Source organism: Pseudomonas kitaguniensis, from assembly GCF_009296165.1.
Taxonomy (GTDB): Bacteria; Pseudomonadota; Gammaproteobacteria; order Pseudomonadales; family Pseudomonadaceae; genus Aquipseudomonas; species Aquipseudomonas kitaguniensis.
This window is the reverse complement of record NZ_VUAZ01000007.1, coordinates 72,693-85,242: the sequence shown is the minus strand read 5'-3', so window position 1 is coordinate 85,242 and position 12,550 is coordinate 72,693. Positions and strand designations below refer to the sequence as shown.

Below are 12,550 nucleotides of genomic sequence, written 5' to 3'. Positions count from 1 at the left end.
GCTTGCCCCCGATGGCGGTGTATCAGTCACTTGTTGGTTAACTGAGCCACCGCTATCGGGGGCAAGCCCCCTCCCACATTTTCTGCCCTGCGGTGTGCTTACAGGTCGCCGTAGCCGAGCGAACGCAGTGCGCGCTCGTCGTCGGACCAACCACCCTTAACCTTCACCCACAGGTTGAGCATGATCTTGGAGTCAAACAGCAACTCCATGTCCTTGCGCGCTTCAGTGCCGATGCGTTTGATACGCTCGCCCTTGTCGCCGATGATAATTTTCTTCTGGCCGTCACGTTCAACGAGGATCAATGCATGAATGTGCAGGGTCTTGCCCTGCTGCTTGAACTCTTCGATTTCGACCGTGATCTGGTACGGCAGCTCGGCGCCCATCTGGCGCATGATTTTCTCGCGTACCAGTTCGGCGGCGAGGAAGCGGCTGCTGCGGTCGGTGATCTGGTCTTCCGGGAAGAAGTGCTCGTTCTCCGGCAGGTAACCGGCGATCACGCGTTCCAGCGCTTCGAGGTTGTGACCGTGCTGGGCCGAGATCGGCATGATCTGGGCGTTCGGCAGTTGTTCCTGCAACCAGCTCAGGTGCGGCATCAGTTCGGCTTTGTCTTCGATACGGTCGGTCTTGTTCAGCGCGACGATCAAAGGGCCGGTGACGTACTGCACACGCTCCAGAACCATCTGGTCTTCGTCGGTCCACTTGGTGCGATCGACTACGAAGATGACCACGTCAACGTCTTTCAACGCAGCCGAGGCGGTCTTGTTCATGTAGCGGTTAAGTGCTTTTTCGCCACCTTTGTGCATGCCGGGGGTGTCGACATACACCGCTTGCACGCTGCCTTCGGTCTTGATGCCGAGCATGTTGTGGCGGGTGGTTTGCGGCTTGCGCGAGGTGATCGCGAGCTTTTGGCCGAGGATGTGGTTCAGCAGCGTGGACTTGCCCACGTTCGGGCGGCCGACGATGGCAACATAGCCACAGCGTGTTGCGGTTGAATCAGTCATGGCCATTCTCCACGCCCAGGGCAATCAGTGCTGCAGCGGCCGCTACCTGTTCGGCAATACGACGGCTCACACCCTGACCTCGGCTTTTTTCATTCAGTAAGGTGATTTCACATTCCACGAAGAACACGCGGCAATGAGGCTCACCCTGTATATCCACCACTTCGTAACGTGGCAGGTCGCACCCGCGCGACTGCAAAAATTCCTGCAGGCGGGTTTTTGGGTCTTTGTTGGTGTCGACCAGCGTCAGGCTTTCGATTTCCGAAGCCAGCCAGGCGACCACACGCGCCTTGGCAGCTTCCATGCCTGCATCGAGGTAAATCGCGCCGATCAGCGCTTCAAGGGCATCGGCCAGGATCGACTCGCGACGGAAACCGCCGCTTTTCAGTTCACCCGAGCCCAGCCGCAGGTACTCGCCCAGGCCAAAGCCACGGGCCAGCACGGCCAGGGTCTCGCCCTTCACCAGGCGCGCACGCAAGCGCGACAGTTGGCCTTCACGTGCTTGAGGGAAGCGCTCGAACAGCGCCTCACCTGCGACGAAATTGAGAATGGCATCACCGAGGAATTCCAGGCGCTCGTTGTTACGCCCTGCAAAACTGCGGTGTGTGAGGGCAAGGACCATCAGTTCCTGATCCTTGAAGGTGTAGCCGAGCAGGTGCTCTAAACGACTTAGAGAAACGGTCACGGTTTATCCATACCTGGTTGATGCATATCGGGTTGGTGGCACCGGCGGCCATCGACGATTGACGCAGTGTTCAAATTCAAATCCTGGTTGGTGCAGCAGGCGTCGGACACTTGTCCAAGCCCCATAAAAGCATTCGGCGCTGTGTTCACAGCGCCGCCTGTATTACTTGATCAGCCCGACCCGCGAGAAGTTCGGCAGGTGGCTGAGCTTGGGCTCCGGCCAACTCATCCAGACCGCGAAGGCCTTGCCGACAATGTTCTCGTCGGGGACCATGCCCAGCAGGTCTTTGGGAATGTTGGGGTCATCCCAGTACCGGCTGTCGTTGGAGTTGTCACGGTTGTCGCCCATCATGAAGTAGTGCCCGGCAGGCACCTTCCACTCGCCATCAGGCGTGGCACGGTAGCGGCTCATTTCCTTGCGGATTTCGTGCTCTACCGCACCGAGTTTTTCCTGGTACAGCTCGGCGCTGCCCAAGGTGTTCGGCTCGGAGCCGAGCAATTTCTCGGCCACCGACTCACCGTTGATGAACAGTCGCTTGTCGCTGGTGTAGCGAATCACGTCACCCGGCAGGCCCACGACGCGCTTGATGTAGTTGACGTTCGGGTCGCTTGGGTAGCGGAACACCATCACATCGCCGCGCTGCGGGTCACCGACCGGGATGACTTTTTTGTCGACCACCGGCAGGCGAATGCCGTACGAAAACTTGTTCACCAGGATGAAGTCACCCACGTCCAGGGTAGGTTTCATAGAGCCCGAAGGAATCTGAAACGGTTCTACCAGGAACGAACGCAGTACCAGCACGATGAACAGCACCGGAAAGAACGACTTACCGTATTCAACCAGCAAAGGCTCTTTGTTCAGCTTCTCGACCACCGCCACATCGGGCTGGCTGACGCTGCCCTGATAAGAGGCGATAGCAGCCCGCCGACGCGGGGCGAAAAACACCAGATCGAGCAACGCCAGGAGGCCGCAAACGGCAACAGCGATGACCAGCAACAGCGGGAAATTTAGTGACATAGGACCTAACTATCCAACCTGAGCACTGCAAGGAAGGCTTCTTGTGGAATTTCCACATTGCCCACTTGCTTCATGCGTTTTTTACCGGCCTTTTGCTTCTCAAGCAGCTTGCGCTTACGGCTTACGTCGCCGCCGTAGCATTTGGCCAGTACGTTCTTTCTGAGTGCCTTGACGGAGGTCCGTGCAATGATCTGCCCGCCAATGGCGGCCTGGATCGCAACGTCGAACATCTGGCGCGGAATCAGTTCTTTCATCTTTTCGGTCAACTGACGCCCTTTGTAGTGCGCGTTTTCCTTGTGCACGATCAGCGCCAGGGCGTCGACCTTATCACCGTTGATCAGCACATCCAGTTTCACCAGATTAGCGGACTGGTAACGGTCAAAATGGTAATCCAGCGAAGCATAGCCGCGGCTGGTGGATTTGAGACGGTCGAAGAAGTCGAGAACCACTTCGTTCATCGGCAAATCGTAGGTCACTTGTACCTGGGAGCCGAGGAACAGCATGTCGTGCTGCACGCCACGCTTTTCGATACACAGGGTAATCACGTTACCCAAGTGCTCTTGCGGTACCAGGATATTGGCCCGCACGATCGGCTCGCGCATGTCCTCAATAGAGGAGATGTCTGGAAGTTTGGACGGGTTGTCGACGTAAATCGTTTCACCGGTTTTCAGCACCAGCTCAAAAATAACCGTCGGCGCCGTGGTGATCAGGTCCAGGTCGTATTCGCGCTCAAGACGCTCCTGGATGATCTCCATGTGCAGCATGCCGAGGAACCCGCAGCGGAAGCCGAAGCCCAGCGCGTCCGAGCTTTCCGGGGTGTACTGCAACGACGAATCGTTGAGGGTGAGCTTCTGCAGCGCCTCGCGGAAATCTTCGAAGTCGTCGGAGCTGACCGGGAACAGGCCGGCGTAAACCTGCGGCTGGATGCGTTTGAAGCCCGGCAGCACGTCAACGTCAGGGGTGGAGCTCAAGGTCAGCGTGTCACCTACCGGCGCACCATGAATGTCCTTGATACCGGCAATGATAAAGCCGACTTCACCAGCTTTCAGATCAGTGGTAGCGGTGTGCTTGGGGTTGAATACACCGACGCTGTCCACCAGGTGGATCTTGCCGGTGGATTTAACCAGAATTTTATCGCCCTTTTTCACACGGCCATGGCGTACACGCACCAGGGAAACAACCCCCAGGTAGTTGTCGAACCAGGAGTCGATGATCAACGCTTGCAGCGGATCTTCGTAGTTGCCGGTGGGGGCGGGAATGGTCTTGACCAGGCGTTCGAGCACTTCATCAACGCCCAGGCCGGTCTTGGCGCTGCACTCGACGGCGTCGGTGGCGTCAATGCCGATGATTTTTTCGATTTCTTCTTTAACGCGGTCCGGATCAGCCTGTGGCAGGTCGATCTTGTTCAGTACCGGCATGACCTCAAGGCCCTGCTCGATCGCGGTGTAGCAGTTGGCCACGGATTGGGCTTCGACGCCCTGGCCCGCATCGACCACCAGCAAGGCGCCTTCACAGGCCGCAAGCGAACGGCTGACTTCATAGGTGAAGTCAACGTGGCCGGGGGTGTCAATGAAGTTCAACTGGTACTTGATGCCGTCTTTGGCAAGGTAGTACAGGGTAACGCTGTGGGCCTTGATGGTGATACCGCGCTCACGCTCAAGGTCCATGGAGTCCAGTACCTGGGCTTCCATTTCACGCTCGGCAAGGCCGCCGCACATCTGGATGAATCGATCGGCCAGCGTCGACTTGCCATGGTCAATGTGGGCGATGATGGAGAAATTGCGGATATGACTCAAATCACTCACGGATCAACACTCAAAAAGGCTGCAGGCAGATTGCCCGCTGAAAAATAGCCGGGAATTGTACCTGATGCTCGGGCCAGACGTCATCTTTGCTTGCCAGAACAAAAATGCCCCGATCTCTCGAGCGGGGCATTTTTTGTTCATAAGCGCGGTATCAACCGGCTCGGCGCAGCAACCAGAAACCCGCCACGGCGCAGATCCCCGTCGGCACCAGCACGGCAAACAGCGGCGAGAACCCGAACACCAGACTTGACGGCCCGAGCAGGTCCTGGGCGATGCGGAAGGTGAAACCGACCAGCACACCGGTGAATACCCGCTGACCCAGCGTCACGGAACGCAGCGGGCCGAAGATGAAGGAAATCGCCATCAAGACCAGCGCAGCGGTGACCACCGGCTGCAACACCTTGACCCAAAAGGCCAGCCAGTAACGACCGTTATTCAGGCCCTGGTCCTTGAGGTAGTGGATATAGCTCCACAAACCGGAGATAGGCAGGCTTTCGGGGATCATCACCACCGTATTCAGCAGTTCAGGCTTGAGGGCGATGTCCCATTGCTCGGTCGGCACGTTGATCACTTCGGTGCTGGCCTTGGTACCCTGGCCAACATTGCGGAAGTACGTGGTGGTGACCTCACTCAATTGCCACTGGCCCGCAGCGTACTGCGCGCGCTTGGCGAAACTGGAGGTCAACATGTGCCGTTCTTTGTCGAAGGTATAACGCGTTACACCAATCAACAGGCCGCCCGGCTGCACGGCGTTGATGTGGATGAACTCATCACCCTGGCGGTGCCACAGGCCGTGCTTGGCGCTTTGCGCATCGCCCGAGCCCTGCGCCAGTGCGCGATTGGCCTGGGCGGTGGCCTCGGAAGGTGGCGCCACGTATTCGCCAATCAGCACGCTGCACGCCATCAGCAACAGCATGGGTTTCATGACCGCCCAGACAATACGGCCGATGGACACACCGGCCGCACGCATGATGGTCAGTTCGCTGCTGCTGGCCAGGGTGCCCAAGCCGATCAGGCAACCGATCAGCGCGGCCATCGGCATCATGTCGTAAAGACGACGCGGTGCGGTCAAGGCCACAAAACTCAACACATCAGAGACCGTGTAGGTGTCGGTGACGTTGCCGACTTCATCAATGAAGGCAAACAACGACGCCAACCCGAGAATAATGCCCAACACCGCCAGAATCGCGAACAGAACGCTGCTACCAATGTAGCGATCAAGCTTAGCCACGGGCCAACTCCTTCAGGCCACGACGGCTCTTCATTTTCAAACGGATAGGTTCCCAGTAGAGCAGGCCGAGGCCGATCATCAGGAAGATCCCGTGCACCCACCAGAGGCCCAGAGTCGGCGACAACTTGCCCTTCTCAAGGGAGCCACGGGCGGAAATCAGGATGGTCAGGTACGCCATGTACAGCAGAATCGCCGGCAACAACTTAAGGAAACGACCCTGACGCGGGTTAACGCGCGACAGCGGCACGGCCATCAAGGTCACGATAAACACCAGCAACGGCAGCGAAATACGCCATTGCAGCTCAGCGATGGAGCGCAGTTCCTGGCTGCCGAACAGCGAGGCGGTCGGCAGTGCGTCGCGGTCAGTAACCTCTTCGCTTATTTCCGGCCTGGCGAGCATTACGCCATAAGTGTCGTACTTGATCGCCCGATAATCCGCGAGGCCAGGGCTGCCGTCGTAACGGTAGCCATGTTCGAGGATCAGGTAACGGCTGCCGTCAGGGCGCACTTCCTGGCGCCCGCTGTCGGCCACCAGAATCGAAATGCCACGGTCTTTCTGGTTCTGCCCGAGGTTTTTCTGCGAAATAAACACGCCGCCGAGGTTGGCGCGGTCATCGGTCATGGTTTCGGTGTAGGTGACCCGCGAGCCGTCGTTGAGTGCCTGAAAGCGCCCAGGTTCGAGGGTATCGAACTCGGTCATCGCGTCCTGCTTGTTCAGCAGCAACTGGAATTGCATGGCGCCCTGTGGTGCCAGGCTCATGCTCAACCAGGCCACCACCAGGGCAACACCGGCAGCAGGCACCATGGTCATGGCCAGCAGGCGTTGCTGGCTCATGCCGGTGGCCGAAAGCACGGTCATCTCACTCTCAAGATACAACCGGCCATAAGCCAGCAGAATGCCGAGAAACAGGCCAAGCGGCAGGATCAGCTGCAAAAAGCCCGGCAGACGAAAGCCCATGATCAGGAACAACGAGCCAGGGTCCAGGGCGCCCGAAGCGGCCTGAGCGAGGAATTTGACGAAACGACCACTCATGGTGATCACCAACAGCACCGCACTCACGGCACTCAGGGTCAACAGGACTTCGCGGGACAGATAACGGAAGACGATCAAACCAGACACTCCAGGGTTGTCAGGCTAAGGCGGCCAAACAAGCAAGCATACCGAGTCGACCCGATTTACACGGGCCGGCTAAAAAGATGGCGCATTATCCTGTGATTGACCGCGCCTGTCACGGTGCTTGCTCATGCGCGTGCATAAAGCGTGCTGCAAGGGTTGTCAGGCTCCGCCGGCGAGGTTCAAACTGCGGCCTTTGTCGCGGGCGGTTTACACAGCCGCCACGCTTTAAAGCCTGCGTACAAACGCCAGGCTCTCAGACCTTTATAAGGGACCCGAAAATGGAATTGGTTGTAAAAAGCGTTAGCCCCGAAACGTTGAAAACCGCCACCCTCGTGGTCGCTGTCGGCGAAGGCCGCACGCTCGGCGTTGCCGCCAAGCAACTGGATGAACTCACTGGCGGCGCGATCAGCGCCGTCCTCAAGCGCGGCGACCTGGCCGGCAAAGTCGGCCAAAGCCTGCTGCTGCAAAGCCTGCCTAACCTTAAAGCCGAGCGCGTATTGCTGGTGGGCGTGGGCAAAGACGCCGAACTGGGCGACCGCCCGTTCCGCAAGATCATCAGCGGCATCCTCAACACGCTCAAAGGCCTGGGCGGCGCCGATGCGGTGCTGGCGCTGGACGAAATCGTGGTAAAGGGCCGCGACAGCTACGGCAAGACCCGCCTGCTGGCCGAAAGCCTGGTAGACGGCGGCTACCTCTTCGACCAGTTCAAGAGCCAGAAAGCCGAACCGCGTGCGCTGAAGAAAATCACCCTGCTGACCATCAAGGCTGCTCAGGCTGAAGTCGAGCGCGCCGTTACCCACGCGACCGCAATCGCCAACGGTATGTCCTTCACCCGCGACCTGGGCAACCTGCCGCCGAACATCTGCCACCCGACTTACCTGGGCGAGCAAGCCAAGGCGCTGGGTAAAGCGTTCAAGGGCCTGAAAGTCGAAGTGCTGGATGAAAAGAAGATTCTGGAACTGGGCATGGGCTCGTTCTACGCCGTGGGCCAAGGCAGCGACCAGCCGCCGCGCCTGATCGTGATGCAGTACAACGGTGGCAAGAAGTCCGAGAAGCCTTACGCTTTGGTCGGCAAAGGCATCACCTTTGACACCGGCGGCATCAGCCTCAAGCCTGGCGCCGGCATGGACGAAATGAAGTACGACATGGGCGGCGCTGCCAGCGTGTTTGGCACCCTGCGCGCCGTGCTCGAACTCAAGTTGCCGATCAATCTGGTGTGCATCCTGGCGTGTGCCGAGAACATGCCAAGCGGCGGCGCGACCCGTCCGGGCGACATCGTCACCACCTTGAGCGGCCAAACCGTCGAGATCCTCAACACCGACGCCGAAGGCCGCCTGGTGCTGTGCGATGCACTGACGTACGCCGAGCGCTTCAAACCGCAGGCCGTGATCGACATCGCCACCCTGACCGGTGCGTGCGTGGTTGCCTTGGGCGCTCACACCTCGGGCCTGCTCGGCAACAACGACGAACTGATCGAGCAACTGCTCAGCGCCGGCAAAGCTGCCGACGACCGCGCCTGGCAATTGCCGCTGTTCGATGAATACCAGGAACAGTTGGACAGCCCGTTCGCCGACATGGCCAACATCGGTGGCCCGAAAGCCGGCACCATCACCGCTGCCTGCTTCCTGTCGCGCTTCGCCAAGAACTTCAACTGGGCGCACCTCGACATCGCCGGCACCGCGTGGACCAGCGGCGGCAAGGACAAGGGCGCCACTGGCCGCCCAGTGCCGTTGCTGACCCAATACCTGCTGGACCGCGCCAAAGCCTGAAACTGATGATGCCGGGGTGGCCATCAGGCTGCCCCGGCCTCAGGAACCGCAATGACCCAAGTCGACTTCTATATATTGCCCAGCGCCGATCCTCTCGCGCGCCTGGACTTTGCCTGCAAACTCACCGAAAAAGCCTGGCGCATGGGCCACCGCATCTACCTGCATTGCAGCGATGGCGCCCAACGCGACGAGCTGGATGCACGCCTGTGGCGCTTCAAGGGCGAAAGCTTCGTGCCCCACGGCCCTGCCGAGTCAGAACCCGACGGCCTGGTGGTACTGGGCTTGGGCGAAAGCTGCGGCGATCACCATGACTTATTGGTGAACCTGGACATGAAAGTACCGGCTTTTGCCAAGGCGTTTGCGCGCGTGGCAGAGGTGGTGGTGGAAGACCCGGCTATTCGTCAGGCCGCGCGGGAGAGTTTCCGTTTCTACCGCGAACAGGGCTATTCTTTGCAAGATCACCGGCTACAACGACTTTGAGTACACGATGGACACTTCCAACCCGAAAAAGAAAGACGACCATTTGCTCGATGACCTTGAGTCGATCCGCCAGTTGCTGGGTGATGATGGCTTGCAACCGCCGCTGCTGACCGATTCGGTGAAGGCTGATGTACAGATTCCGCTGTTGTTCGAGATGGTCGGTGGCAAGGCCGCTGCACCCGCGCCGGCTGTAGAACCCGCGCCGGTCGCAGCCGCCACAGAAAAAGCGCCCGACGCTTTGCTGCTGCACTTGGACAACGAACTGCGCGCGGCGGCGCAACTGATCATGCAAGACGTGATCGACGACTTCGCGCCGCACATTGAAACCGAGATCAAGCGCCGGCTGGATGCGCGGATGGAACGGTTGCTCAGCCAATACCAATCCTGAGCCACACACAGATCCCCTGCAGGAGAGGGCTTGCCCCGATAGCGATGGGTCAGTTACAGATTTATCAACTGACACACCCTCATCGGGAGCAAGCCCCCTCCCACATTTGCCCCGCATACACCTTAAGCCCTGTCTTCGCCTCGCCCTGCGCCCTATCCCCCGTTATACTTGTCGGCTTTCCTGAATAAATGCCAACTAGGGTCCCGCCGCGCATGGATAAGACCTACCAGCCGCACGCTATTGAAACCTCCTGGTACAACACTTGGGAGTCCGAGAATTATTTCGCCCCGCAAGGTGCCGGCGATTCCTACACCATCATGATTCCGCCACCGAACGTCACTGGCAGCCTGCACATGGGCCATGGCTTCAACAATGCGATCATGGATGCGTTGATCCGTTTCCGCCGCATGCAGGGCCGCAACACCCTGTGGCAACCGGGCACCGACCACGCCGGTATCGCCACGCAGATGCTGGTGGAACGCCAACTCGAAGCCACCGGCCAAAGCCGTCATGACTTGGGCCGCGAGAAATTCCTGGAAAAAATCTGGGAATGGAAAGATCAGTCCGGCGGCAATATCAGCCGTCAGATCCGTCGCCTCGGTTCGTCCGTCGACTGGAGCCGCGAGCGCTTCACCATGGACGACGGCTTGTCCGAGTCGGTGAAAGAAGCCTTCGTGCGCCTGCATGAAGACGGCCTGATCTACCGCGGCAAGCGCCTGGTCAACTGGGACACCAAGTTGCACACAGCAATTTCCGACCTCGAAGTGGAAAACCACGACGAGAAAGGCTTCCTGTGGAACCTCAAGTACCCGCTGGCCGATGGCGCCAAGACTGCTGAAGGCAACGACTACCTGATCGTCGCCACCACGCGCCCGGAAACCATGCTTGGCGACGCCGCCGTCGCGGTTAACCCGAACGATGAACGCTACCAGGCGCTGATCGGCAAGTTTGTCGAGCTGCCGCTGGTGGGTCGTCGCATCCCGATTATCGCAGACGACTACTGCGACCCTGAATTCGGCACCGGCTGCGTGAAAATCACCCCGGCCCACGATTTCAATGACTACGAAGTCGGCAAGCGCCACAACCTGCCGCTGCTGAACATCTTCGACAAGAACGCCGCTGTATTGCCGGCCTGCCAGGTGTTCAACCTCGACGGCACGCTGAACGGCAGCATCGACGGCAAGATCCCGGCCGAATACGCCGGCCTTGACCGTTTTGAAGCGCGCAAGCAAATCGTCGCCGCCTTCGATGCCGCAGGCTTGCTGGTCAGCGTCGACGACCACGGCCTGAAAGTGCCGAAGGGCGACCGCTCCGGCACCATCATCGAGCCGTGGCTGACCGACCAGTGGTACGTGTCGACCAAGCCGTTGGCCGAGCCTGCGATTGCTGCCGTTGAAGATGGCCGTATCCAGTTCGTGCCCAAACAGTACGAAAACATGTACTTCTCGTGGATGCGTGACATCCAGGATTGGTGCATCAGCCGTCAACTGTGGTGGGGCCACCGCATTCCGGCCTGGTACGACGAGTCGGGCAAGGTCTATGTAGGCCGTGATGAAGCCGAAGTACGTGCCAAGCACAACCTCGGCGCAGACATCGCGCTGCAACAGGACAACGACGTACTCGACACCTGGTTCAGTTCGGGCCTGTGGACGTTCTCGACCTTGGGCTGGCCGCAACAGACCGAATTCCTCAAGAAATTCCACTCCACCGACGTGCTGGTGACCGGTTTCGACATCATTTTCTTCTGGGTTGCCCGGATGATCATGCTCACCATGCACTTGGTGAAGAACGAGGACGGCACGCCGCAGGTGCCGTTCAAGACCGTGTATGTGCACGGCCTGGTGCGTGATGGCCAAGGCCAGAAGATGTCCAAGTCCAAGGGCAACGTGCTGGACCCGCTGGACATCATCGACGGTATCGACCTGGAAACCCTGGTGCAAAAACGCACCTCGGGCCTGATGCAGCCGAAACTGGCGAAAAAGATCGAGAAGCAGACCCGCGACGAGTTCGCCGACGGCATCGCCAGCTACGGCACCGATGCCTTGCGCTTCACCTTCTGCTCGCTGGCGTCTACCGGTCGCGACATCAAGTTCGACATGGGCCGCGTCGAAGGCTATCGCAACTTCTGCAACAAGATCTGGAACGCCGCGCGCTACGTGCTGGATAAAGGCGAAGACTGCGGCCAGAACGGCGAAGCCTATGAGCTGTCGCTGGCCGACCGCTGGATCATCTCGCAGCTGCAACGCACCGAAGCCGAAGTGACCCGCCAACTCGATCAGTTCCGTTTCGACCTGGCTGCACAGGCCTTGTACGAGTTCATCTGGAACCAGTATTGCGACTGGTACCTGGAACTGTCCAAGCCGGTGCTGTGGGACGAAAACGCGCCGGTCGAACGCCAGCGCGGCACCCGTCGCACCCTGGTGCGCGTGTTGGAAGTGGCGCTGCGCCTGGCGCACCCGTTCATGCCGTTCATCACTGAAGAAATCTGGCAGCGCCTGGCGCCGCTGGCCGGTATCGAAGGCAAAACCATCATGCTGCAGCCTTGGCCAGTGGCCAATGAAGCGCGCATCGATGAAGCGGCCGAAAGCGATATCGAATGGCTCAAGAGCCTGATGCTCGGCACGCGCAACATTCGCGCCGAGATGAACATCGGCCCGGGCAAGCCACTGGCGGTGTTCGTGAAGAACGCCAGTCGCGAAGACGAGCGTCGCCTCACCGAAAACGATGCGCTGCTCAAGAAGCTGGCGAAGCTGGAGTCGATCACCGTGTTGGCAGCGGGCGTCGAAGCGCCGCTGTCGGCGACCGCGCTGGTCGGCGACATGGAAGTGCTGGTGCCAATGGCCGGCCTGATCGACAAGGGCGCAGAACTGGCGCGTCTGGACAAGGAAATGCTGCGCCTACAAGGCGAAGTGCAGCGAGTGGGCGGCAAGCTGTCCAACGCGGCATTCGTCGACAAAGCGCCGGCTGAAGTGATCGACAAAGAACGCGCCAAATTGGCCGAGGCTGAACAGGCCTTGAGCAAGTTGGCCGAGCAATACGCGCGGATTTCCAGCCTGTAAG

The 12,550-nt window shown here is 59.4% G+C and carries 10 protein-coding genes; 4 read left to right on the top strand and 6 right to left on the bottom strand.

The window, feature by feature from the left end; genetic code table 11:
- Positions 1 to 98: 98 nt before the first annotated feature.
- From era to lptF, 6 genes are all read right to left on the bottom strand, one after another.
- On the bottom strand, positions 99 to 1,001 hold the full coding sequence (gene era, locus F0169_RS01835; protein WP_027604661.1) for a GTPase Era: 903 nt from the start codon (positions 999 to 1,001) through the stop codon (positions 99 to 101).
- Positions 994 to 1,683: a ribonuclease III gene (rnc, locus tag F0169_RS01830; protein ID WP_058411950.1), complete on the bottom strand. Its 690-nt coding sequence runs from the start codon at positions 1,681 to 1,683 to the stop codon at positions 994 to 996. The genes era and rnc overlap by 8 nt, the downstream gene beginning before the upstream one ends.
- 162 nt (positions 1,684 to 1,845) lie before the next feature.
- A complete protein-coding gene (gene lepB, locus F0169_RS01825; protein WP_058411951.1) occupies positions 1,846 to 2,700 on the bottom strand; it encodes a signal peptidase I in 855 nt (284 codons plus the stop codon).
- A gap of 5 nt (positions 2,701 to 2,705) precedes the next feature.
- On the bottom strand, positions 2,706 to 4,505 hold the full coding sequence (lepA, locus tag F0169_RS01820) for a translation elongation factor 4 (protein ID WP_058411952.1): 1,800 nt from the start codon (positions 4,503 to 4,505) through the stop codon (positions 2,706 to 2,708).
- A 151-nt stretch (positions 4,506 to 4,656) separates the two neighbouring features.
- Positions 4,657 to 5,736, bottom strand: a complete 1,080-nt coding sequence (gene lptG, locus F0169_RS01815) for an LPS export ABC transporter permease LptG (protein WP_058411953.1) — start codon at positions 5,734 to 5,736, stop codon at positions 4,657 to 4,659.
- On the bottom strand, positions 5,729 to 6,847 hold the full coding sequence (gene lptF / locus F0169_RS01810; protein WP_058411954.1) for an LPS export ABC transporter permease LptF: 1,119 nt from the start codon (positions 6,845 to 6,847) through the stop codon (positions 5,729 to 5,731). The genes lptG and lptF overlap by 8 nt, the downstream gene beginning before the upstream one ends.
- 284 nt (positions 6,848 to 7,131) lie before the next feature.
- Between lptF and F0169_RS01805 the strand changes: the two genes are divergently transcribed.
- The 4 genes from F0169_RS01805 (at position 7,132) to F0169_RS01790 (ending at position 12,549) form a co-directional block, all read left to right on the top strand.
- Positions 7,132 to 8,622: a leucyl aminopeptidase gene (locus F0169_RS01805; protein WP_058411955.1), complete on the top strand. Its 1,491-nt coding sequence runs from the start codon at positions 7,132 to 7,134 to the stop codon at positions 8,620 to 8,622.
- A 51-nt stretch (positions 8,623 to 8,673) separates the two neighbouring features.
- The gene (locus F0169_RS01800; protein WP_058411956.1) at positions 8,674 to 9,102 is read left to right on the top strand and encodes a DNA polymerase III subunit chi; all 429 of its coding nucleotides are present in this window, start codon (positions 8,674 to 8,676) and stop codon (positions 9,100 to 9,102) included.
- A 7-nt stretch (positions 9,103 to 9,109) separates the two neighbouring features.
- The gene (locus tag F0169_RS01795) at positions 9,110 to 9,490 is read left to right on the top strand and encodes a DNA polymerase III subunit chi (protein ID WP_152745275.1); all 381 of its coding nucleotides are present in this window, start codon (positions 9,110 to 9,112) and stop codon (positions 9,488 to 9,490) included.
- Between the two features lie 212 nt (positions 9,491 to 9,702).
- Positions 9,703 to 12,549: a valine--tRNA ligase gene (locus F0169_RS01790; protein WP_152745274.1), complete on the top strand. Its 2,847-nt coding sequence runs from the start codon at positions 9,703 to 9,705 to the stop codon at positions 12,547 to 12,549.
- Position 12,550 lies beyond the last annotated feature (1 nt).

Excerpts from the sequence above, each read along its gene's own strand:
- lepB (WP_058411951.1), bottom strand. The coding sequence starts at position 2,700 with ATGTCACTAAATTTCCCGCTGTTGCTGGTCATCGCTGTTGCCGTTTGC.
- F0169_RS01800 (WP_058411956.1), top strand. The coding sequence starts at position 8,674 with ATGACCCAAGTCGACTTCTATATATTGCCCAGCGCCGATCCTCTCGCG.
- era (WP_027604661.1), bottom strand. The coding sequence starts at position 1,001 with ATGACTGATTCAACCGCAACACGCTGTGGCTATGTTGCCATCGTCGGC.
- F0169_RS01805 (WP_058411955.1), top strand. The coding sequence starts at position 7,132 with ATGGAATTGGTTGTAAAAAGCGTTAGCCCCGAAACGTTGAAAACCGCC.
- F0169_RS01790 (WP_152745274.1), top strand. The coding sequence starts at position 9,703 with ATGGATAAGACCTACCAGCCGCACGCTATTGAAACCTCCTGGTACAAC.
- F0169_RS01795 (WP_152745275.1), top strand. The coding sequence starts at position 9,110 with ATGGACACTTCCAACCCGAAAAAGAAAGACGACCATTTGCTCGATGAC.